General features: G+C 53.3%; 20 protein-coding genes. 15 read left to right on the top strand and 5 right to left on the bottom strand.

The genetic code is table 11. From position 1 onward, the window contains the following. Positions 1–56: 56 nt before the first annotated feature. Positions 57–896, top strand: a complete 840-nt coding sequence (nadC, locus tag ACQ0MK_RS15380) for a carboxylating nicotinate-nucleotide diphosphorylase (RefSeq protein WP_430473350.1) — start codon at positions 57–59, stop codon at positions 894–896. A gap of 6 nt (positions 897–902) precedes the next feature. Then, on the top strand, positions 903–1,325 hold the full coding sequence (locus tag ACQ0MK_RS15385; RefSeq protein ID WP_430473351.1) for an NUDIX hydrolase: 423 nt from the start codon (positions 903–905) through the stop codon (positions 1,323–1,325). 16 nt (positions 1,326–1,341) lie between these two features. Here the strand turns inward: ACQ0MK_RS15385 and ACQ0MK_RS15390 are convergent, their stop codons facing one another. After that, the gene (locus tag ACQ0MK_RS15390; RefSeq protein ID WP_430473352.1) at positions 1,342–3,969 is read right to left on the bottom strand and encodes a DUF3772 domain-containing protein; all 2,628 of its coding nucleotides are present in this window, start codon (positions 3,967–3,969) and stop codon (positions 1,342–1,344) included. Positions 3,970–4,135: 166 nt separating this feature from the next. On the opposite strand from ACQ0MK_RS15390, the gene ACQ0MK_RS15395 reads away from it, so the two are divergent. The 10 genes from ACQ0MK_RS15395 to ACQ0MK_RS15440 all read left to right on the top strand — a co-directional run bounded on the left by ACQ0MK_RS15395 (position 4,136) and on the right by ACQ0MK_RS15440 (position 17,639). After that, a complete protein-coding gene (locus ACQ0MK_RS15395; protein ID WP_430473353.1) occupies positions 4,136–5,125 on the top strand; it encodes a zinc transporter ZntB in 990 nt (329 codons plus the stop codon). A gap of 132 nt (positions 5,126–5,257) precedes the next feature. Continuing rightward, entirely contained in the window at positions 5,258–6,385 is a 1,128-nt protein-coding gene (zapE, locus tag ACQ0MK_RS15400; RefSeq protein WP_430473354.1) for a cell division protein ZapE, read from the top strand. Between the two features lie 611 nt (positions 6,386–6,996). Beyond that, positions 6,997–7,947 (top strand): malate dehydrogenase, encoded by a 951-nt coding sequence (gene mdh / locus ACQ0MK_RS15405; RefSeq protein ID WP_350042670.1) that lies wholly within the window; start codon positions 6,997–6,999, stop codon positions 7,945–7,947. 143 nt (positions 7,948–8,090) lie between these two features. Beyond that, positions 8,091–9,320, top strand: a complete 1,230-nt coding sequence (sucC, locus tag ACQ0MK_RS15410) for an ADP-forming succinate--CoA ligase subunit beta (RefSeq protein WP_350048833.1) — start codon at positions 8,091–8,093, stop codon at positions 9,318–9,320. A 2-nt stretch (positions 9,321–9,322) separates the two neighbouring features. After that, the gene (sucD, locus tag ACQ0MK_RS15415; RefSeq protein ID WP_350042671.1) at positions 9,323–10,198 is read left to right on the top strand and encodes a succinate--CoA ligase subunit alpha; all 876 of its coding nucleotides are present in this window, start codon (positions 9,323–9,325) and stop codon (positions 10,196–10,198) included. Between the two features lie 70 nt (positions 10,199–10,268). Further along, a complete protein-coding gene (locus ACQ0MK_RS15420; RefSeq protein WP_430473355.1) occupies positions 10,269–13,181 on the top strand; it encodes a 2-oxoglutarate dehydrogenase E1 component in 2,913 nt (970 codons plus the stop codon). 105 nt (positions 13,182–13,286) lie between these two features. Beyond that, the gene (odhB, locus tag ACQ0MK_RS15425; protein WP_430473356.1) at positions 13,287–14,552 is read left to right on the top strand and encodes a 2-oxoglutarate dehydrogenase complex dihydrolipoyllysine-residue succinyltransferase; all 1,266 of its coding nucleotides are present in this window, start codon (positions 13,287–13,289) and stop codon (positions 14,550–14,552) included. 24 nt (positions 14,553–14,576) lie between these two features. Next, on the top strand, positions 14,577–15,983 hold the full coding sequence (gene lpdA, locus ACQ0MK_RS15430) for a dihydrolipoyl dehydrogenase (protein ID WP_430473357.1): 1,407 nt from the start codon (positions 14,577–14,579) through the stop codon (positions 15,981–15,983). 218 nt (positions 15,984–16,201) lie between these two features. After that, the gene (locus ACQ0MK_RS15435) at positions 16,202–16,648 is read left to right on the top strand and encodes a methylglyoxal synthase (RefSeq protein WP_350048160.1); all 447 of its coding nucleotides are present in this window, start codon (positions 16,202–16,204) and stop codon (positions 16,646–16,648) included. Between the two features lie 64 nt (positions 16,649–16,712). Next, a complete protein-coding gene (locus ACQ0MK_RS15440; RefSeq protein WP_430473358.1) occupies positions 16,713–17,639 on the top strand; it encodes an AEC family transporter in 927 nt (308 codons plus the stop codon). Here the strand turns inward: ACQ0MK_RS15440 and ACQ0MK_RS15445 are convergent. Beyond that, positions 17,586–18,374: an RluA family pseudouridine synthase gene (locus tag ACQ0MK_RS15445; RefSeq protein WP_430473359.1), complete on the bottom strand. Its 789-nt coding sequence runs from the start codon at positions 18,372–18,374 to the stop codon at positions 17,586–17,588. The two genes, ACQ0MK_RS15440 and ACQ0MK_RS15445, sit on opposite strands and share 54 nt — an antisense overlap. 382 nt (positions 18,375–18,756) lie before the next feature. On the opposite strand from ACQ0MK_RS15445, the gene ACQ0MK_RS15450 reads away from it, so the two are divergent. From ACQ0MK_RS15450 to ACQ0MK_RS15460, 3 genes are read left to right on the top strand one after another with little or no spacing between them, the layout of a single operon-like run. Continuing rightward, positions 18,757–19,347, top strand: coding sequence for a DUF6134 family protein (locus tag ACQ0MK_RS15450; RefSeq protein ID WP_430473360.1), 591 nt, complete (start codon positions 18,757–18,759; stop codon positions 19,345–19,347). After that, a complete protein-coding gene (locus ACQ0MK_RS15455; RefSeq protein WP_430473361.1) occupies positions 19,344–20,111 on the top strand; it encodes an SDR family NAD(P)-dependent oxidoreductase in 768 nt (255 codons plus the stop codon). The genes ACQ0MK_RS15450 and ACQ0MK_RS15455 overlap by 4 nt, the downstream gene beginning before the upstream one ends. Further along, the gene (locus ACQ0MK_RS15460) at positions 20,108–20,554 is read left to right on the top strand and encodes a nuclear transport factor 2 family protein (protein WP_430473362.1); all 447 of its coding nucleotides are present in this window, start codon (positions 20,108–20,110) and stop codon (positions 20,552–20,554) included. Before ACQ0MK_RS15455 ends, ACQ0MK_RS15460 begins: the two co-directional genes overlap by 4 nt. Here the strand turns inward: ACQ0MK_RS15460 and ACQ0MK_RS15465 are convergent. Genes ACQ0MK_RS15465 through ACQ0MK_RS15475 form a run of 3 tightly spaced genes read right to left on the bottom strand, consistent with a single transcriptional unit; the run spans position 20,517 to position 23,692 of the window. Beyond that, positions 20,517–21,065, bottom strand: coding sequence for a DUF3833 domain-containing protein (locus tag ACQ0MK_RS15465; RefSeq protein WP_430473363.1), 549 nt, complete (start codon positions 21,063–21,065; stop codon positions 20,517–20,519). The two genes, ACQ0MK_RS15460 and ACQ0MK_RS15465, sit on opposite strands and share 38 nt — an antisense overlap. A gap of 28 nt (positions 21,066–21,093) precedes the next feature. After that, positions 21,094–22,428, bottom strand: a complete 1,335-nt coding sequence (locus tag ACQ0MK_RS15470; protein WP_430473364.1) for an MFS transporter — start codon at positions 22,426–22,428, stop codon at positions 21,094–21,096. Next, entirely contained in the window at positions 22,415–23,692 is a 1,278-nt protein-coding gene (locus ACQ0MK_RS15475) for a class I SAM-dependent methyltransferase (RefSeq protein ID WP_430473365.1), read from the bottom strand. The genes ACQ0MK_RS15470 and ACQ0MK_RS15475 overlap by 14 nt, the downstream gene beginning before the upstream one ends. Position 23,693 lies beyond the last annotated feature (1 nt).

A 23,693-nucleotide genomic window follows, 5' to 3' on the forward strand; every position in this document is an offset into this window, starting at 1 on the left:
CAAAACTTGCGGGGCTGTTTCCGTATCCCCATCAGCATTCAAAGCGCCAATCCAAAATGACCGTCCTGACCCAAGCTGAAATTTCGGAATTCATCGACCGCGCCTTTGCCGAGGATATCGGGACTGGCGACATCACATCGGACAATGTCATTCCCGCTGATGCACGCCTGCGCGTCGCCCTTGAAACCCGAGAAGATATCGTGGTGGCTGGCCTTGATATTGCGCTTGATTGTTTTCGCAAGCTGGTCCCTGACGCCAAAATCGAAAAGCTTTGTGAAGACGGTGACGCGGTATCGGCCAAGGATGTTCTCGCCGTGGTCGAGGGCAATGCACGCGGCATTCTCACCGCCGAACGCACTGCGCTTAATACCCTGCAGCATCTTTCAGGGATCGCCACCACCACGCGCACCTATGTGAGCGCCATGGGCAACACATCGGCAAAGCTGCTTGATACCCGCAAAACACTTCCGGGCTGGCGTAAACTTGAAAAATACGCAACCCGTATGGGCGGCGCACAGAACCACCGCATGGGGCTTTATGACGGGGTGATGATCAAGGACAACCATATCGGTGTTGTCGGATCGATCACGAAATGCGTCGAAGCTGCCCGTGCGGCCAATCTTCCGAAAATCGAAGTTGAATGCGACACCCTTGATCAGGTGCTTGAGGCCACAGATGCAGGTGCTGATATCATCCTGCTTGACAACATGAATCCGGATGTACTGCGCAAGGCTGTTGCAATTGTAGGTGGTCGCTGTAAGACTGAGGCATCGGGCGGTGTAAACCTTCAAACCATTGGAGCCATTGCCGCCACCGGTGTCGATTACGTTTCAGTCGGGCGGATTACGCAATCAGCCCCGGCCGTCGATATCGGGCTTGATGTTGCGATCCTGTAAGGCCGCATGCGAAATCAGGAAAACCAGATAGAACCCGCCATCACCAAGGTGGTTGAAACCGCCAACTGGATATTGCGGGACGGTGCGAAAATCCTGTCTGTGCGCAGCCACGGGCGGGACCGGTTTTATCTGCCCGGTGGCAAGATTGATCCAGGCGAAACTGCACGCGATGCCATCCAGCGTGAAATCAACGAAGAACTTGGCGTCAGCCTGATCCCCGGCACAATTCGCACCCTTGGCACCTTTGCCGGACAGGGGCATAACCAGCCAGACGGCGCGATTGTCCGAATGACCTGTTTCACCGCCTATTATACCGGCGAACTTGCGCCTTCCCGTGAAATTGCCGAACTCCGCTGGCTCACCCCGCGCGAGCGCGATCTGATGGCCCCGATGGGCCAAAAGATCACTGCTGCATTGTTTGATATCTGATGCGACACGCTCTCGCCTAGCGCGGCGCATCCCCATCAGGATCACCACCGGCATCGGGAATAGAACGCCCTGCCGCATCCCCATCGCGCGAAACATCTTTTGCCGCGGATGGCGGGGTCGGTTTCTTTTCTGCCCCTTCGCCAATGTCATCGGCATCATCTGACGCCGACGGGTCAGGTTCATCATGCTTTTGCGCATCGCGCGCAGGCTCCCTGCGCCCCTGCCCGGCTTCACGAATTGCATCGGTCAGCTTATCGATATCGCGCAGATTAAGATCACGCTGCGGGAACGGAACTTCGACCCCGTCATCGCGGAAACGCTGCACCAGTTCAAAGCGAATTGAACTGGCAACCGCCAGGACATCTGCAATATCGCGCAGGAAATACCGCAATTCAAAATCAAGCGAACTGGCTCCGAAATCCATAAACACCACCTGGGGTGCCGGGTAACTCAGGATTTCGCGGCGTTTATCGGCCATTTCAAGCAGGATTTCGCGGACCTTTTCGACATCTGATCCATAAGACACGCCAATCTTGATGATGCCACGCCCTGAACGCTCCTTAAGCGTCCAGTTCAGAACCCGGTTGGAAATCAGTTCGGAGTTCGGGATCACAATCGACGATCGATCAAATGTTTCAATCTCGGTTGCACGCACCCGAATGTCTTTAACAAACCCCTGATCGGCCCCGACCACAATCCAGTCACCAACCTTGATCGGACGTTCGACCAGCAAGATCAGGCCGGAGACAAAGTTATTCACAATACTTTGCATGCCAAAACCGATACCGACCGAAATGGCACCGGCAATGATCGCAAGGTTGGACAAATCCATACCGGCGGCGGAAATTGCCATCAAAACCGCAAGGCAAATCCCGGCATAGCCAAAAATCGCCGAAACAGAATGCTGCAATCCCTGATCAAGTTTGGTGTTGGGCAAAACGCGCGTTGAAAGCATGCGTTGGAAGAACCGCATCAGGCCCAGCACAATGACAAACATCAGGACAGCCAGAAGGATCGCACGCAACGAGAAATGAATGCCGCCAACTTGAATACCGATGAAGGCCTGCTCGCCTGCGCTGATCAAATCAACCCATGCAATATCGGTAAAGACCATGACCGCAGCAGGGATTGCGATGATGACCATCACGACATCAATCGTTACCCGTAACCAGAAATACAATGTGCCGTGCACCGTATCGGGCGTGCTGTCATCTTTGGGTTCATCGGGCTGCACCAGATAGGTGTGCATCAAGGCCCGGAAAAATCCGCGCAACAGCCAGTAACAGGTCAGGAACGCCGCCGCCATGATCAGGTTTTCAAGAATAAACCGCGCCAGTGCGACATAGCCCAGCACCATCAGAACCGGCAAAACAATCGCAACAGCCTTAAGCCCCCGACGACTGCGGCGTTCCAGTTTGGCCCAAAATTCGTGCCGCACCCGTTCCCCATGGACCCAAAACACACCAAGCGAGCAGATATAAAGCAGGATCGAAATGACAAGGACATTGGTGATGCTTTGAATCAACGCAACATTCAGTGAAGTCCCAAGCGTGGTTGCCCCCTGCAGCAAGATCATATCGACAGCAAAAATCAGGGCGACGGCAAGCGATGCGACACCAACAACCCGTGCACCACGCGTGGTGGTCCCGGATCGGCGCAAAGTCGGGGCAAATGGCGAATGAACACTGCGGACCGACGCACCCACAAACAGCAAGAACAATGCCGCCGCAAAACATTGATGAATAAAGTCGCCCATACTGCCCTTAAGCAGCTCTTCCTGAGAGTCGAGCATGCTGTAGGCAATCAGAAGCGCAATGCCGGGCACCAATGCCGTAAAGACAAACCGGGTTCCCGAAATCAACGCAATCCGGTCTTCTTTTGGCATGACCTTCCAGCGGGCGGGGATGTATCGCAGAACGACGACCTCGCCACCAACCAAAGCCGCTAACACGACCATCGCCAAAAACACCAATCCCGGTGCGATTTCGCTCAACTCATCGGCAATAACGCCTTGGACTTCCAGATTGGAATAACGGGCCTGAACCATACTTGGAAAGGCAAGAATTTCACCCCCGGCATCACCCCAAATGCTGGGATCAAGCGGCACATCAACCCGACCCAGGATGCGCCGTGTAAAACGTTCTCGCGCCAAACTGGCCAACCGGTCTGAGAGTTCAGCAGCCCGGAAATCAACCAGTTCAATCTGTTTGATCAATCCACTTACTTTTGCAATATCCTGATTAAGCCGTTCGCGTTCACGGGCAACGGCGGGCACTTCGTCTTGCCCTTCCGCAGGCGGTTCGCCAAGTTTGCTTTTGGCGGCGTTTAATCGTTTCAGACGATCTGATGCCAAATTACGCAAGGCAGATGTCGCAACAGCCATTTGCTCGGTCGTTCTACGACCGTCCGATATCACACGGCCGAGAATTTCGCTGTTGCCCAACGCATCTTCAAGCTCACCAAGCTGCGTGTCCCATTCAGCGATACGCGCCTGGGCATTGTCGAGTTCAACCTTTTGAACTGCCTCTTGCCCCGGACCAATATCACCGCCAGACGTTGCATTCTGAGCCTGAAGATCTGCTGCCATTGCCATCACAAAAATACAAATGGCAAACCCGGCACATAAACGACGCATTGAACTCATGCTTGATATTCCACCATGATCCTCAAAAGAACGGTATTTGACCGTTTTTCCCGATTTGTAAACAGGTTACACTGAAGCTCATAACGAATCACGCAACGTTTCGTTCCCGGCAAGACACGACCCTCCATCCGTTTCTGTGCGTACCACAGTAAAAAGGGAACCAAAGATGACGACATCGGGTCTGATCAACGCATTCGACATCGCGCCAGACAGCTCAGCACAACCGATTGCCTGGGACAAAATTGCAACCCAGTTACCCGTGCTTGATAGCGGACATTATCTTTGGGTTCATCTCGACTGGATGGCCGATGGCGTTCATTCCTGGTTGACCGATATTGCCGGCATTGACCCGACCATTGCCAACAGTTTGGCAACCCGTGGCACGCGCCCGTCTGTCTTCTTCTATGATCATGGTTTTTCCATGAACCTTCGCGGGGTTAACCTGAACGCAGAAAATGACCCGGCGGATATGATTTCTGTGCGTTTCTGGCTTTCAGAAAACATCATAATCACGCTGCGCAATCAGTCATTGAAGGCTTTTGACGACATTCGAAGCGCCATTGCCGCAAACGCAGCCCCCAAAAGCCCCGACGATTTTGTTCTGACCGTTGCCGAACGGTTGGCCTATCGGGTTGAAAATGTTGTCCATGACCTTGAAGAAGACGTCGAAGCCCTTGAAGACGATCAGGTCGCCATGACCGAAGGGAAAACTCTCCCCTTACGCATGCGCGGGTCCGATATCCGCAATCAACTGTCACGCCTAAGACGCCATCTTGCGCCACAGCGCGATGCCCTTGGTTTGTTTGTCGAACAAAAACCCAGCTGGTCAGACAAACGGTTTAAACGGCGCGCCCGTGCGCTGGCCGATAAAACGATCCGCCAAGTCGAAGAATTCGATTCTTTGCGCGAACGTCTTCAAATTGTGAATGAAAATCTGATGGCGCTTGAAACCGAACGCATGAACAGAACCATGTATTGGCTAACTGTCATTGCCGGTCTGTTCCTGCCGATCAGTTTCGTCACCGGCCTTTTGGGGATCAATGTCGGCGGCATTCCTGCGGCGGATAGCCCGTTGGGGTTTGTCGGGGTTGCAATCATACTGGCCGCAATTGTCGCATTTGAAGTCTGGCTGTTTAAGAAAATGCGCTTGATCTAGATACACCAATTTCGTCATTCACTGCAGAGAAGACGGAACTGCAATGCAAAGCCCCTTATTGCAATGCAGTGCATCTTGGCGCTATGACATTGCCAACGCCCCCATTTCTTTCACTGCATTCGAGATATGTTGATGACCGACGGCCCGCTTTCACGTTATCGCGCGAAAATCACCTCTGGTGAGCTGTCCCACGATCCGATGCAGGAACTTTGTGCTGAAAAACTGCAAAGTCTTAGAAATGCGCTGACCCATTACGAGCCGGCAACCGGCACGGGTGGCTGGCGCGAACGGTTTGGGCTGACCCGTCGTCGCGACGAACCCACCCCGCCATCGGGGCTTTATATTTATGGTGAGGTCGGGCGTGGCAAATCGATGCTGATGGATTTGTTTTATGAAACCATCGACATTGAAAAAAAGCGCCGGGTTCATTTCCATGACTTCATGCAGGATGTGCATGAACGCATGCACCGTTATCGCCAGACCAAGAAAAAAGACGATGCCGATCCGATCCCGCCAATTGCGCGCGATCTGGCCGATGACGCATGGCTTTTGTGCTTTGATGAAATGCAGGTCACCGACATTACCGATGCCATGATCCTTGGCCGGTTGTTTGAACAGCTGTTCGATCATGGTGTGGTGATTGTCACCACCTCAAACCGCATGCCTGACGATCTTTATAAAGACGGATTGCAGCGCCAGAACTTTTTGCCCTTCATCGATATGATCAAGCACAAACTTGATGTTCTCGAACTGGCCAGTCAGACCGACTATCGCATGCGCAACCTGACCGCGGCGGACGTGTTTGTGTATCCGATCACGCAAAAGCAAGCCGCAAGCAAAATCGATGAGATGTTCAAAACCGTGACCGAAGGCGCGCGCGTTGCCGCCGATAGCCTGACGGTCAAAGGCCGCAAGATCGAGATTTCTGCCGTCGGTGCAGGTGTCGCCAAATTCAGCTTTGAAGAGCTTTGCACCCGCCCGCTTGGTCCGGGTGACTATATAGCACTTGCCACCCACTTCCATACGATCGTCATTGATTTCATCCCCAAGCTTCCCGATGCGCGTCGCGACTGGGCGAAACGGTTCGGAACCCTGATCGATGCGATGTATGAACATAAAACCAAACTGATTTGCGCCATCGAATGTGATCCGACAGATATTTATACCGACGGCGATTATTCATTCGAATTCCAGCGCACGGTATCGCGGATGACGGAAATGCGCAGTCAGGAATATCTTGATATGACGCATCTGACCTGATGGTCTGAGCGACCAATTGGGGGATTTGCCTCACCTGCGGCTATACCAGAAGCCCTCTGAATCCCCCTGATAGACCGGCTTTAAAACGACTCCACCCATCAGAGTTTAAAACCATCGCAATAATTCACCGTATGGGCGCGTATCGCCGGGCGATTCTTGCGTGAGCCATGTCACAAACGCATCTTCGCGCAAAATTCATCACATTAGAGATTTTTCGAATAGGCACGCCCTGCATGGCAGATAGCAGTTTGGCGCAATGCTCTGGCTGTTTCGCGGTGCTTTCAGGCCCGAATACGCAGCAAACACGCAGACTGCCTTTCCTTTAAGCAGGCCGCAACCGTAAACAGGCTTTGGTTTTGCTGCGCATTCGCCCATCTTCGCATCTGCAACATGAATGGTTTTTGAGCTTTTAGACCATAGTTGCAACAAACCCCGAACCGGCAGTTTTCCTCGTGAAAACAGCAGGGTTTCCCCTTGTAAATCAGGACAAATCAGTTTAGGACACTTGGTGTTTACGAACGATTATTTCGCGTTCGCAGGTTTAAATTTTCAATCGCGCTCCCAACTTGAGTTTGACCCCCAGGAAGCGCAATAGGGAAGAAGGTAACGGAATGGCCCGCAACAAGATCGCGCTCGTCGGTGCTGGCAATATTGGTGGCACACTTGCACACCTCGTCGGACTGAAAGAGCTTGGCGACGTCGTCCTTTTCGACATCGTTGATGGCATGCCACAGGGCAAGTCGCTCGACATTGCTGAATCCTCCCCCGTCGACATGTTTGATGCCGACCTCAAGGGTAGCAGTGACTATAAAGACATCGCAGGCGCTGATGTCGTCATCGTCACCGCAGGTGTCGCCCGCAAACCGGGCATGAGCCGTGATGATCTCATCGGCATCAACACCAAAGTCATGACCCAGGTTGGTCAGGGCATTAAAGAACATGCACCTGACGCATTCGTCATTGTCATCACCAACCCGCTTGATGCGATGGTTTGGGTGATGCAGCAGGCAACCGGCTTCGATCCGAAGAAAGTTGTCGGCATGGCAGGCGTTCTGGACTCAGCACGTTTCCGTTACTTCCTCGCAGAAGAATTCAAAGTTTCGGTCAAGGACGTTACCGCATTCGTTCTTGGCGGCCACGGCGACACCATGGTCCCGTCGATCCGCTATTCGACCGTTGCAGGCATCCCGGTTCCTGACCTGATCAAAATGGGTTGGACCACGCAGGAGAAAATCGACGAGATCGTGCAGCGCACCCGTGATGGTGGCGCCGAAATCGTTGCTCTGCTGAAAACCGGTTCTGCTTTCTATGCTCCGGCTGCTTCGGCAGTCGCAATGGCAGAAAGCTACCTGAAAGATCAGAAACGCGTCATGCCGGTTGCTGCTTACCTGAGCGGCGAGTATGGCGTTGATGGTATTTACGTTGGCGTCCCGGTTGTTCTGGGAGCTGGCGGTGTTGAGCGTATTGTCGAGATCAATCTTGATGAGTCCGAAAAAGCAAACTTCGAAAATTCCGTGAACGCAGTTCGCGGACTGGTCGAAGCTGCCAAGGGCATGCTCTAAGAACGCGAAACGGGCTGGTCAGTGACCAGCCCGTTTTTCAATCATTGTCGTTTGTATGACGTCAATGATCGCGGGCCTCGCAAACAAAGTCCCTCTCGCAAGATAATGGGGACGTTGAAATCCCGATTTCTGACCCACAGGAAATCGTACGGAAGGCAAGAAAGCGACCGAACATGAATATTCATGAGTACCAGGCGAAAGAAATTCTTCGCAAATACGGTGTGACCGTGCCGAACGGCAAAGTTGCATATACCGCCGAAGAAGCCATCGAAGCTGCCCAGTCACAGGCTGGTCCGGTTTACGTGGTGAAATCCCAGATCCATGCAGGTGGCCGCGGTAAGGGCACCTTCAAGGAAGCCAAAGCAGGCGATAAAGGCGGCGTTCGCGTTGTCAAAAGCGTCGAAGAAGTTGGCGTAAACGCAGGACAGATGCTCGGTTCGACCCTGGTGACCCACCAGACCGGCCCGGACGGCAAAGAAGTCAAACGCGTTTACATCGAAGAAGGCTGCGATATCGCACGCGAACTGTATCTTTCGGTTCTCGTCGACCGCGCTTGCTCGCGCGTGATCTTCATGGCTTCCACCGAAGGCGGAATGGACATTGAAGAAGTAGCAGAAGCAACCCCGGAAAAGATCATCACCGTTGATATCGATCCGGCAGCCGGCTTCTCGGGCTTCCACGGCCGTAAACTGGCATTCGCACTTGGCCTCGAAGGCAAGCAGGTTTCCAAAGCTGTCAAATTCATGTCGGCAATGTACCAGTGCTTCCTCGACACCGATGCTGCCATGGTTGAAATCAACCCGCTGGTCGTGACCGGTGAAGGCGATATCATTGCGCTTGATTGCAAAATGAACTTCGACGACAACGCGCTGTTCCGTCATCCGGACATCGAAAACCTGCGCGACGAAGACGAAGAAAACCCGGCTGAACTTGAAGCTGCCAAACACAGCCTCAACTACATCAAGCTCGATGGTACCATCGGCTGCATGGTGAATGGCGCAGGCCTTGCCATGGCAACCATGGACATCATCAAGCTTTATGGTGGCGCACCGGCAAACTTCCTTGACGTTGGTGGCGGCGCAACCAAAGAACGCGTTACCACGGCCTTCAAACTGATTTTGTCTGATCCGAATGTCGAAGGCATTCTGGTCAACATCTTTGGTGGCATCATGCGTTGTGACGTGATCGCCGAGGGCGTTATCGCCGCGGCACGCGAAGTCAGCCTGAACGTCCCGCTGGTCGTTCGCCTCGAAGGTACGAATGTCGAACTTGGCAAGAAGATCCTCGAAGAGTCGGGTCTGCCGATTGTTTCGGCTGACAACCTTGCCGATGCCGCCGAAAAGGTGGTCAAAGCTGTGAAGGAGGCCGCGTAACTATGGCTGTTCTCGTCGATAAAAACACCAAAGTTATCTGCCAGGGTTTCACTGGTTCGCAGGGTACCTTCCACAGCGAACAAGCAATTGCCTATGGCACCAAAATGGTTGGTGGCGTAACCCCGGGTAAAGGCGGCACCAAGCACCTTGACCTGCCGGTTTTCAACACCGTTGCCGAAGCGAAACACGTCACCGAAGCAAATGCTTCTGTGATCTATGTTCCGCCGCCCTTCGCTGCAGATGCAATTCTTGAAGCCATCGATGCAAAAATCGAACTGGCTGTCTGCATCACCGAAGGTATTCCGGTTGCTGACATGGTCCGCGTCAAGCGTGCGCTCGAAGGTTCTTCGACCCGCCTGATCGGCCCGAACTGCCCGGGTATCATCACGCCAGACGAATGCAAAATCGGCATCATGCCGGGTCACATTCACCGTCGTGGTAAAATCGGTATCGTATCGCGTTCCGGTACACTCACCTACGAAGCAGTTGCACAGACCACGGCCGCAGGCCTGGGTCAGTCGACCTGTATCGGTATCGGTGGTGACCCGGTTAACGGTACCAACTTCATCGATTGCCTTGACCTGTTCCTGCGGGATCCGGAAACCGAAGGCATCATCATGATCGGTGAGATCGGTGGTACAGCAGAAGAAGAAGCATGTGAGTTCTTGAAAGCTTCGGCCGTCAAGAAACCGGTTGCAGGCTTCATCGCCGGTGTTACCGCACCTCCGGGTAAACGCATGGGCCATGCCGGTGCGATCATCTCCGGTGGTCAGGGTACCGCGGACGCAAAAATGGACGCAATGCGCAGTGCTGGCGTTCTTGTTGCTGATTCGCCTGCAAGCCTCGGCTCGACCATGCTGAAGGCTTTGAAGGGCTAATCTGGGTAGTCAGAGGAAAGGCAAGGGGGGGCGTGGTCCTTCTTGGGGACCATGCCTTCCAAGACCACAAATGAAACCTCAAGATCTCGACACGATTCTGAACGAGTCGAACGCAACCTACATCGCTGAACTCTACGCCCGGTATGTGGAAAACCCGTCTGCGGTTGACCAGAGCTGGGCAGAGTTTTTTGACGGGTTGCAGGACGACGCCTCCGATCTCCTCGCAGAAATGCGTGGGCCTAGCTGGCAGCCGCGGGAAACCAAGGTCGTCGGCGGCATGGAGGGATACGACGTCTCACAAGGGCATGCCGAACGCCCGACCCAGATGGGTTACGCGCCGGCAGCTCATGCGGCATCTTCGGGTAATCAGGTAAATTCTGATGTCATCCGTGCTGCGACCAATGATTCCATTCGCGCATTGATGTTGATCCGATCCTATCGTGTGCGTGGACATCTGGAAGCCAATCTTGATCCGCTTGGTATCGCTCCGCGCGATCCGCATCCGGAACTTGATCCGAAAACTTACGGCTTTACCGAAAACGATCTGGACCGTCCGATTCACATCGCCAATGTTCTTGGCCTTGAAACCGCGACCATCCGCCAGATTGTATCGCTTGCCCGCAAAACCTATTGCGGCTCGATCGGTATTGAATTCATGCACATTCAGGAACCTGAACAGAAGTCATGGATTCAACAGCGTATCGAAAGCATCGGCAACCAGACGCAGTTTACGGCACGCGGCAAAGAAGCGATCCTTGAACGCCTCGTCGAAGCCGAAGGTTTCGAAAACTATCTGCACACCAAATATGTCGGGACCAAACGTTTCGGGATCGATGGTGGCGAAGCCCTGATGCCGGCAATGGAACAGATCCTCAAACGTGGGAGCCAACTTGGCATCCGCGAGGTTGTGTTCGGCATGCCGCACCGTGGCCGCTTGAACGTTCTTGCCAACGTTCTGAACAAACCTTTCCAGGCAATCTTCTCGGAATTCATGGGCAACCCGTCCAAGCCGGAAGATGTGATGGGCTCGGGCGATGTTAAATATCACCTTGGCACATCTGCCGACCGCGAATTTGACGGCAATGTTGTTCACCTCTCGCTGACGGCGAACCCGTCACACCTTGAGGCGGTTAACACTGTTGTTCTCGGTAAGGTCCGCGCCAAACAGGCGCAACGCAAAGACACCAATCGCGAGCAGGTTATGGGTATCCTCCTGCACGGTGATGCGGCCTTTGCCGGTCAGGGTCTTGTCGCAGAAACCTTCGATCTGTCGCACCTCAAAGGCTATCGTACCGGCGGTACGATCCACTTTGTCGTCAACAACCAGATCGGTTTCACGACCAAACCAACCGATTCACGTTCGTCGCCCTATTGCTCGGACATTGCCAAAGTCGTTCAGGCACCCATCCTGCACGTCAATGGGGATGATCCCGAAGCTGTGGTCCATGCCGCGCGTATTGCGACTGAATTCCGTCAGGAATTCAAACAGGACGTTGTCATCGACATGTTCTGCTATCGCCGCTTTGGCCACAATGAAAGCGACGAACCGGCATTCACCCAGCCAAAAATGTATGACGTGATCGGCAAACATCCGACCACCAAAGACATTTATGCGCAGCAGCTGATCAAGGAAGGTCTTCTGACCGAAGAACGCATCAAGGAACTGGACAAGTCATTCCAGAACTACCTTGATGAAGAATTCAAGGCGTCAGAAAACTACCGTCCGAACAAAGCTGACTGGCTTGAAGGTAAATGGTCGGGCCTTGCTTCATCGCATGGTGAAGATGCTGACTGGACCGGTGAAACCGGTGTTGAAGCTGATCTGCTTGCCGAAGTCGGACGCGCTTTGTCCACCCCGCCAAGCGATTACAACATCAACAAAAAGATCCTTCGTCAGTTGAAGGCCAAAGCCAAGATGTTTGAAACCGGCGAAGGTTTCGACTGGGCGACGGCTGAAGCCATGGCATTTGGTACCCTGATGTGCGAAGGAACGCCGGTTCGTTTGTCCGGTCAGGATTGCCAACGCGGGACCTTCTCGCAGCGTCATGCCAAACTGATCGATCAGACCAACGAAGCAAAATACACCCCGCTCAACAACATCCGTACCGGTCAGGCCGAGCTTGAAGTTCTCAACTCGCCACTGTCCGAAGCAGGTGTTCTTGGCTTTGAATACGGCATCACCCTTGCAGAACCGCACTCCTTGGTTCTTTGGGAAGCTCAATTCGGTGATTTTGCCAACGGTGCACAGGTCATCATTGACCAGTTCATCAGCTCGGGCGAAGCCAAATGGCTGCGCATGTCGGGTCTGGTGATGCTTCTGCCGCACGGTTACGAAGGCCAGGGCCCGGAACATAGTTCTGCGCGTCTGGAACGTTACCTGCAGCTTTGTGGTGAAAACAACATGCAGGTGGCCAACGTCACGACCCCTGCAAACTATTACCACATACTGCGCCGTCAGATTCGTCGCTCGTTCCGTAAACCGCTGATCCTGATGACGCCGAAATCGCTTCTGCGTCACAAGCAGTGTGTGTCGTCCCTGTCCGAATTCAGTGCAGGCACGACATTCCTTCCTGTGATCAGCGAAGCTGGCAAGCTGACCGATGACAAAAAAGTCAAACGCGTCGTTCTGTCGTCGGGTAAGGTCTATTACGATCTTCTCGCCGAACGTGAAAACCGTGGCATTGACGATGTTGCACTTGTCCGTGTTGAACAGCTTTATCCGTGGCCGGAAAAAGAACTGGCAACCGAACTGGCGAAATATCCGAATGCTGATGTTGTCTGGTGTCAGGAAGAATCCGAAAACATGGGTTCCTGGTACTTTGTCGATCGTCGTATCGAAGCCGTGCTTTCCAGCATCAAACACAAGACGGGTCGTCCCGTCTATGTCGGTCGCGCAGCATCCGCTTCGCCGGCAACGGGTCTTCTGAAGGCCCACTTGCGTGAACAGGCCGAATTGGTCGATGCGGCACTTAGCGTCAAATAGCTTTCCCGAACGGGCGAGAAATCGCCCGTTCGTTACGTTCATTTAGAATTCATTCGCATCACGGCAGACCCACACTGCCTGATTGAAAAAACGGTCGAGGAAAAAATGGCGACTGAAGTTAAAGTTCCCACGCTGGGCGAGTCTGTATCCGAAGCCACAGTGGCAAAATGGTACAAAAAAGTTGGTGATGCTGTTGCTGCCGACGAACCGATTGTCGAACTTGAAACCGACAAAGTAACCGTCGAAGTGAACGCACCGGTTGCCGGCGCGATTGCTGAGCTGGTTGCGGCCGAAGGCGACGAAGTTGAAGTTGGCGCCCTGATCGCCATGATCAACGAAGGTGCCGCTGGCGCTGCTGCTGCTCCGGCAGAAGAAAAAGCAGAAGCCGCACCGGCCAAAGAAGAGAAAGCAGCTCCTGCAGCGGCGCCGGCACCTGCTGCCGCACCGGCCACTGCAACTGCAGCCAACACCGATCACCCGCTGCCACCGGCAGTACGCAAACTGGTCGAAGACAACAATCTTGACCCGGCCGCCATCCCGGCAACCGGCAAAGACGGTCGTCTGACCAAGGGTGACGTTATGGATTATCTTGCTGGTGGCAAACCGGCACCGCGTGCAGCCGCACCGGTTGCAAGTGCCCCGGCGGCTCCGAAACCTGAACGTGCTCTGCGCGACGGTGAAGAGCGTGTCAAAATGTCCAAACTGCGCCAGACCATTGCGCGCCGTTTGAAAGAAGCTCAGAACACTGCGGCCATGCTGACCACTTATAACGAAGTGGACATGACCAACCTTCTGGCTTGCCGTAACAAATACAAAGACGGTTTCGAGAAGAAACACGGTGTGAAGCTTGGCTTCATGTCCTTCTTCATCAAAGCCTGCACCACGGCGCTGAAAGAATGGCCGGCAGTTAATGCCGAAATCGACGGCACCAGCTTCATCTACAAAAACTACTGCGATATCGGCGTTGCTGTCGGTACCCCGCAGGGTCTGGTTGTTCCGGTTATCCGTTCGGCAGAAGAAAAGAACTTTGCTGATCTGGAAAGCACCATTGTTGATTTCGGCAAGCGTGCACGTGACGGAAAACTCGGCATGGACGAAATGACCGGCGGCTCCTTTACCATCTCGAATGGTGGTGTCTTTGGTTCGCTTCTGTCATCCCCGATCCTGAACGCACCGCAGTCCGGTATCCTCGGCATGCATAAAACCCAGATGCGCCCGGTCGCAATCGACGGCAAAGTCGAAATTCGTCCGATGATGTATCTGGCCCTGTCCTATGACCACCGTATCATTGACGGCCGTGAAGCCGTTTCCTTCCTGGTACGTGTCAAGGAATGCATCGAGGATCCAGAACGCATCCTGCTCGACATCTGATCAGACAAAAGGATCACAGAACTCATGAGTGAGAACTACGACATTGTCGTGATCGGTGGCGGTCCTGGCGGTTATGTTTGCGCCATCCGCGCCGCACAGCTTGGCCTTAAAGTTGCCTGCGTTGAAAAACGTGGCGCACTTGGCGGTACCTGCCTCAATGTAGGCTGCATTCCGTCCAAGGCTTTGCTGCATTCATCACACCTGTTCGAAGAGGCGTCCGAGCATTTCGATACCCACGGTATCGAAATTTCCAAGCCGAAGGTCAATCTTGATAAGATGATGGCCCGCAAGGACAAGGTTGTTGATTCCAACGTCAAAGGGATCGAATTCCTGTTCAAAAAGAACAAGGTTACCTATGTCAAAGGTGCTGGCGAGATCATCTCGCCGACCTCGGTCAAGGTTGCCCTTCTTGATGGCGGCGAAGAAACCCTGACCACCAAGAACATCGTCATCGCGACGGGTTCGGAAGTCACCCCGCTGCCGGGTGTCGAGATTGACGAGAAAAATATCGTCTCCTCGACCGGCGCACTGGTTCTTCCGAAAGTGCCAAAGAAGATGGTTGTCATTGGTGCGGGCGTGATCGGCCTTGAACTTGGTTCGGTCTGGCGTCGCCTTGGCTCTGAAGTCACGGTTGTTGAATTCCTTGACCGCATTCTGCCGGGCATGGATGGCGATCTGGTCAAACAGACCCAGCGCATCTTTGCCAAACAGGGTCTGGACTTCAAACTCGGCCATAAAGTCACTGCGGCAAAAACCACCAAGTCTGGTGTGACCCTGACTGTTGAACCGTCCAAAGGCGGCGATGCACAGGAAATCAAAGCAGACGTGGTTCTGGTTGCCATCGGTCGTCGTCCTTATCTTACCGGCCTTGGCCTGGATAAAGTTGGTGTTGAACTCGACGAACGCGGTCGTGTCAAAACCGATGAACATTTCCAGACCAATGTTGGCGGCATCTTTGCGATTGGCGATACCATCGTCGGTCCGATGCTGGCCCATAAGGCTGAGGAAGACGGCGTTGCACTGGCAGAAATGATTGCTGGCGAAGAAGGCCATGTCGATTACGGCAAGGTCCCGGGTGTTGTTTACACCTGGCCAGAAGTTGCTGCTGTTGGCAAAACCGAAGAGCAGCTGAAGGAAGAAGGCGTTGACTATAAAGTCGGCAAATTCCCCTTCACCGCCAATGGCCGCGCCAAAGCAATGGAAAGCACCGAAGGGTTCGTCAAAATCCTTGAAGACAAGAAAACGCACCGCGTTGTCGGCGCGCATATTGTCGGTCCGGCTGCTGGCGATCTGATTGCCGAAGTGGTTCTGGCGATGGAATATGGCGCTTCTGCCGAAGACATTGCACGTACCTGTCACGCCCATCCGGCACTTGGCGAATCCGTCAAAGAAGCTGCGATGGATGCAGACAAACGCGCGATCCACATGTGATTCATCAGACTATTGTCTGATCGGCAAACGGCCGCTCCATTTGGGGCGGCCGTTTTGTTTTTCAAATGGCGATATTTTGTAGCCAAACCCGCCCCGATATTTGGGTTAAGTCATTCAGACAAGGCCGCTTTGCGAAATTGTCGTACTTTTGGCGCGTGACCTGCTGATACCTTCGGGATTAGGATGATCAATCACGATTAAACGCCCGGAGATCGAACATGACCTTATCCATCGGCGTGGTTGCCCATGACCGTCGTAAACGCGAAATGGCCGACTGGTTGGAAAAGCACAAAGACAGCTTTGCCAAAACCCGCATCTTTGCCACCGGCACCACCGGGCGCGTGTTGCAGGAACGGTTTCCCGCATTTGATATCAATCCGTTGAAAAGTGGCCCGTTTGGTGGTGATCAACAGCTTGGGTCAATGATTGCGCATCGCCAACTTCAAGCCATGTTCTTTTTCACCGATCCCATGACGCCCCATCCCCATGATGTTGATGTGCGGGCACTGATCCGGTTGGCCAATCTGTATGAAGTACCAATTGCGTGTAATCAAAGCACGGCGGATCTTCTCATCAGCAATCCAAGGTTCGAGGAAATCTGCGAACAATATCGCGATCATTCACCCGAACAGGTCTTTGCCGATTATAACAATCGCAAGGTCTAGAAAACCCACGACATCACTTGCGTAACCTTTATCTGTCACCGCCCCACCAAGAGCCCCATCCGCCATGCAACTTGCCTATGAGCTGATCGCTGCAATCTTTCCGATCTTTGCTGCAATCCTTGTCGGGGCAGCGCTTAAACGGTATTTGATCACGGGTGCAGATATCTGGGCCGGGATAGATCGGCTGACCTATTATCTGCTGTTGCCATCGCTTTTGATTGTCGAGATTTACCGCGCCGATTTTTCAAGCGGGCATGCCGGAACGGCCGTTGGCATCACCCTTGCCGCCACACTTGGATTATCTGGGGTATTGCTTTTACTACGCCCCGTGATCACGCAGAACACGCCGCTGTTCACGTCAATATTCCAAGGATCCGTCCGCTATAACAGTTACGTCCTGCTGGCGGTTGCCGATGCACTTTACGGGGCAGAGGGACTTGCCCTTGCCATTGTCTTTATTGCGGTGATGGTGATTGCCACCAACTTGCTGGGTGTCGTGGTTTTAAGTGCGTTTAGCAGAGGAAAAAGCAACGCCAAACGCATCATTGGCGGCGTTGTCAAAAACCCGATCATCATTGCCGCCGGGGCGGGGGCGGTTTTGAATGTAAGCAACATTCACGTGCCCCTGACGATCGAAAATACAGCCGCACTGTTTAAAACGGCTGCCTTGCCGCTAAGCTTGCTATCGGTCGGGGCGGGGCTTCGCTTTATCCTTGATAAACAGGCCTTGGGTGCCATCGCCCTTGCGACAACGATCAAGCTGGCGGTACTGCCCGTGATCACGGGCATCTGCCTGCATCTTGCCGGGATCGATGGCATGGTGTTGGCGATGGGAGTTTTCTATGCCGGTATGCCGTGTGCCGGAAATGCCTATATTCTTGCACGGCAATTGAACGGCGATCCCGATGCCATGGCATCGATCATCACGCTGGAAACGTTACTCTCCGCCTTCAGCGTCGCTGTCATCGCCGGTGTACTGAGCATCAATTGATACTGCATGGGCGGCGTATTCACCATCAAAGCCACAGGCTTCCAAACCGGCACGCATCAATTCTGGCGGCGGGGCATCGACAATCACGGGATCACGTTCTTCGTGGAACGGAACAATGATCTGACGGGATAGCAGCATCAAGGTCGGTGGTGCGCCAAAGATCGGCACCCCGTCTGCCCGACCATAAAACGGATCACCAATCACCGGATGACCGACATGATCCAGATGCACACGCAGCTGATGGGTCCTCCCGGTATGGGGCACAAGTTCCAGCCAGGTGATGTCCTGACCATCGGCATCCTTACCGCGACCCAGCACCTTATATTCGGTCTTTGACGGCTGACCATCTTCGTGGACCAGCATGCGCCAGCCACTTTCATCATTGGTCTTGCCAATCGGCTCGTCGATGAAACCATGGTCATCTGCCATCGCACCGCGCACCACCGCCCAATAGGATTTACCGATTTTCTTTTCGGTAAACAGGCGGGTGATTTTCTTGGACGATTTCGGATGACGACACAAAAGCAGGCACCCTGCCGTGTCGCGGTCCAGTCGATGGGCCAATGTTGGTTCGGGCTGAATGCCGAATTTCAAATCCGGCAAATACGCATCAACATGGAAATAGGTTTTCGGCCCGCCGTGCGATGCCAATCCGGGCGGCTTGTTCAGCACGATGATGTTGGAATCACGGTGCAATACATGCGCAATGAGGTCTTCGGCAATTGGGTGAAGCATGGCGTGGCCTTTCATATATGCCCCTGCTTTACCCCATCAGGCTGGTGGCGGCAATGATCATGACGTTTGATCCATGAATGTGTGGCTTACGTAACAAGAAGAAATCATCACTTATTCAATCGGTCCAAACGCAATAGGGACATTCAGGATCATGATGCCTTCGAGAATGCCGGTTCGCCCTCTACTCTTTGCAGTCACATTGCTTGTTTCAATGGTTGTTAACGTACCGCTGTTGACTGGTGGCGCCCATGCATCCCCGGTGAACCAAAACGACCCTGTGATCCCGAATACTGATCAGCGTGACCTATCGACATTGGCTGTTGGGTTTGCCGACCCCGCAACCTGCCAAACGTTTGACCCGATTAGCCGATACGGGTCCATCTTGCAGTTTCAAATTCGGCGTAACGATGCGCCAGTTGGTCGCCACATTGTGCAATTTAACCGTGGCCGTGATGGACTTCAGGTAATTGCCCAAACTGCCATCGATATCAGTTTCTTTGGCTTTAACGCCTATAGCTTTCGCTATCGGTCTGAAAGCCTGTGGCGAGACGGGGAACTTAGCGCCCTTTCAGTGAAGGTTGATGACGACGGCGAAATGTCGAACGTAGAGGCCGCGCGCGATCAAAGCGGGCTTCTGGTAAGCGGCCCGGACGGCGAGGAAACATTACCGTCTGGCATCTTTCCAACAGATCATTGGCATTGCGGGGTTCTGGGCAGCACGTCGGTTCTCAATACCATTACGGGCAAGCCCAACGATGTTGATATCACAGCCAAACCCAGTGCAATGCTCAGCACAACGAACGGGGAGCTTCGTGCGACCCAGTTTACCTATGATGGCGAACTGCAAACCAATGCATGGTATGATCGCGATGGCCGTTGGGTCGGGTTGCAATTCAAGGCGCGTGATGGATCAGAAATCACCTATCGCTACATGAATTGTACGGCCCAAACAGCATTTGAGGATCGCGGATGAAAAAGCAATTCGAAACCATCTGGATCGTCGGTGCATCCGCCGGGATCGGCGCAGCATTGGCACAGAAATTTCACGAAAACCCGACATCACCCAATCAAAAAATCATCATTTCTGCCCGAAATGCCGATAAATTGCGTGCTTTCGCAGATGAAATGCCCGGAATCACCCCTGTTGCTGTCAATGTGACCGATCCAAATGCGGTTAAAATGGCCATAACTAGCATTGAAGATCAATTTGGCCTGCCTGACTTGGTGGTTTTGGCTGCCGGTATCTATTCACCGATGAAGGTTGCCGGGTTTTCGGCTGAAACCATCCGCAGTCACATGGATACCAATTACATGGGTATTGTGAATTGTCTGGAACCGTTACTGGCCAAAATGCGCGCGCGTAAATCGGGTGAAATTGCCGTTGTTGCCTCGGTCGCGGGGTATCGTGGCCTGCCCAACGCGGCGGCCTATGGCCCGACCAAGGCCGCTTTGATTAATCTGTGTGAAACGCTGCATACGGAATTAACCGATAGTGGTGTTTTGCTGCGCGTGATTAATCCGGGGTTCGTTAAAACCAGACTGACCGACAAGAACGATTTTGCCATGCCCTATTTACTTACCCCCGATGAGGCGGCCGGTTTCATGTACCGGAATTTATGCGGAAATAACGGGTTCGAGATTGCCTTTCCACCGCCCTTTGTCCGGCAGTTAAAACTGACGCGTATTTTGCCCTATGGGCTTTATTTCAAACTGATGCGCAAATTGGTGAGAGCATGAACGAAATTATCGACAGGCAGCAGAGTTTGCTTGCTGCATACGCCACTTATTTTGAAACGCTATCACCCGAAACAGTCGATCAGTTATCTTCAATGGTGAGTGATGATTTCGCGTTTCAGGATCCGTTTACGACATTGCATGGGCCAAGCGACGTTTGCGCCTATCTTGCCAAGGCCTTTAGCGATACGGAAAATCCCCGATTTATTGTCACGCACCGTGCGATTGATGGCGATATGGGGTTTCTGCGCTGGAAGTTCAGCGCCAAGGTCAAGGTCATCGGACATTGGAAATTTACAGGAATGTCCGCAGTGACATTCACCGAAGATGGCGGTTTGCTGACATCCCATATTGATCATTGGGATGCCGGGCAAAACTTTTATGGCAAATTACCCGTGTTGGGTTGGATTATTCGGCGGCTTGCGCGACGCGTGGGGACTTTGTGAAGAACAGGGTCACTTCACCAATTTCAAAGCCCCATTTTTTCACCCGTGCACGATTGACCAAAACACCATCAGGCTGCAGGAACATCCAGTCGTTAAAGCCAACCCGCCAAGTCCCGTCACCAACCTTAAGGTCCATGTCATAGGACCAGTTCAGTGCGTTGCCATACTGGCTTCCGACGGCACTACCGACAATATCATCTGCCTGACCGACATAGCTGTGCTCACCGGTTTTCGTGATCACCCAGACACGTCGATCCGTTTCGCCATCGTCATAGATAAAATCTTCTTCAAGGGTCAGCACATCGTCCTGGATCGTGCCGGTGATATCGACGGTAAACTGCCGACGCAATTTACCAAACCGGTCTTCAAATATGCCCCACGCCCGACTGTTTCCTTCGAAATAATCAAAGACATCGAAGTAGGGTTCTTTTTGGGCAAAATCCTGCGGCTTCATCGACCCACATCCGGTTAAGACCATCAAAAAACACAACGCGATTAAGTTCCGCAGCATCAGCTTGCTCCTGCTTTCATGCCCAAGATCAAACGGTGCGGCGTGACAGGCGCCGACGAATGGCAACCTGATGCATGGCATCCAATGGAAACCGCCACATCATTCCGATTGCTCCTGCTTTTAATACGACGGGGATCACCGCATAGATCATTACAAGCACGACCAAAGCCGCAGAATTATCCGTTCCGGTTTCAGTCAGGCCAAAGGCCCCCAAAATCGGCAAGGCAATCCCGGCGGCAAGCGCCATGGCAAGCTTGTTGGCCATGTTCCAAAGGGCGAATAAAAGGGCGGTGCGTCTTTTGCCAAACCGGTAATGATCCCAGTCATCAACATCGGCCTGAATTGCGGGTGGCAGGGCAAGATCCGCGCCCAATGCCGCCCCGGTTACAAGACAAATGACCCCAAAGGCCATGGCATCGCCTGCCGCCAAAAACGGCACAAAGCAAAAGGCAATGATTGCCATCAGCATGGCACCACACCAGACCCGGTGTTTCCCCATCCGCGCAGACAGGAACACCCACAACGGGATCGCCACAATTGCCGCAACGAAATACAAAAGGATCAATGTATTTTCAGTGTCCTGATCGAGTTGCAGGTAGTAGCGAACAAAAAGCGGGAAACAGACCGCCGGAAATCCGGCAGCCAACCCATTGATCATCCAGGCTGAAAGCAAACGCACAAACAAACGATTGTCGCGCAGGCTTCGCCACCCAAGGCGTACGTTTAGGGCGATGGTGTTTTTGTTTGATGCGATTGTGCGCTTATGCTGCGCAACAGGATCTGGAACTTTCCAGACCAGAAGGCTTATGAAAACAGCGCCAAGAACAAGTGTGACCAAGGCAAGGGATCGGATTTCACCGGCCCGATCCGGGGCATTGATCAAAACCGGAATAGCCCCGGCAAGAACAACCCCGATCAACCCTGCCCCTTCTCGAAGGGCGGTCAAGGATGTGCGTTTTTGATAATCCCCTGACAGATCCGCACCCAAGGCCAGATAAGGCACCTGAAACATCGTCCAACCCAGAAACAACACGCTGGCCCAGATAAAAAGGTAGCCGGCACTGGGTTGATCGGACGGTGTGAACAAATACCAAAGCCCGCCCCCGGCAATCACCGCGCCAAACCCGATCCAAATTTTGCGCATACCCGATTTATCAGACAGCCAGCCGATCAGGGGATCGGTCAGCATATCGATCATGCGGACCAGTAAAAGAACAACCCCCGTCAGCGCCAATCCAAGGCCAAGGTCATCACCATAATAACTTGGCAACAACACATAGGCCGGAATGGTCGGCACAGCCGCCGCCATTGCCGGAAGGGCGTAAAAAACCGTCGTGTTTGGGGGGTAATTAGGCGCTCGCATTTTGGGGATGTTCGATCACGAACAGTCCAACATCGATTGATCCATGATCAAATCCGATTTCGCAATAGGCCAGATAATATTCCCACATGCGTTTGAACCGAAGATCAAAGCCCTGTTTGGCAATGTCATCCCAACCATGCTGAAAACGGCGCTGCCATTCTGCCAATGTCCGGGCATAGGATTTGCCGAAAAATTCAGAATGCTGCAGATACAATCCGGCATTTGCCACGGCACCGGCCAAAGCGGTTGGTGATGGCAACATGCCACCCGGGAAGATATAGCGCTGGATGAAATCCGCACCCTTGCGATAGGTTTCAAACCGGTCATCATCAATTGTGATGATCTGCAAAACAGCCTTACCACCGGGCTTCAGGCGATTGCGGATCATGTCGAAATAGGTCGGCCAATGTTCTTCGCCGACGGCTTCGAACATCTCGATCGAAACGATTTTATCAAACTGGCCTTCCTGATCGCGATAATCGCGCAACACGATATCGGTGCGATCATTAAGCCCCTGCATCAGCAAACGGCGACGGGCAAAGGCATGCTGTTCTTGTGACAAGGTAAGCCCGGTCACATTACAGCGATAGGTTCCGGCTGCCAGTTCGGCAAAGCCACCCCAACCACAGCCAACTTCAAGAACCTTCTCGCCGGGTTGTAGTTCGGCCAAATCGCAAATGCGTTGATATTTGGCGGCCTGTGCGGATTCCAAAGACATATTGGTGCGGCGATAATACCCCGACGAATAGGTCATGCTTGGATCAAGCCACGCGCTGTAAAAATCGTTCCCCAGATCATAGTGATAAGAGATATTTCGTTTTGATCCTTCAAGCGTATTGGCGTTACGAAGATGACCGATCCGCGCAATCGTCCGGGCCAAAAATCCACCAGCCAGTCGCGCCTTGACGATGGCTTCGTTTAGCATCGCGATGCGCATGATCCGGGTAATGTCCGGGCTGCTCCAACTGCCATCCATATAGGCCTCGGCAAAGGCAACATCACCGCCGGTCGCCAGTTTCCGGATGGCCTGCCAGTCGTGAATATGAATGGCCGCCTGAAGATCGGTTTCCCGCTCACCGGTTACATACAGATTGTCACCATCGGGCAGCACAATTGTCAGGCGCCCGTAATGCAGATGCGACAGCACCCGGCGTAGCATCGATTTTAAAAGGCTGCGGCTACCCGTCATGCTGCCCAGCATCGGCACAAGACGATCACGCAGGGGATTTGCAGTTCCAGAAACAGTACGATTGCGGTCGGGCATT

It is taken from the genome of Thalassospira lucentensis (genome assembly GCF_050516545.1).
In the GTDB taxonomy this organism is placed as follows: Bacteria; Pseudomonadota; Alphaproteobacteria; order Rhodospirillales; family Thalassospiraceae; genus Thalassospira; species Thalassospira lucentensis_C.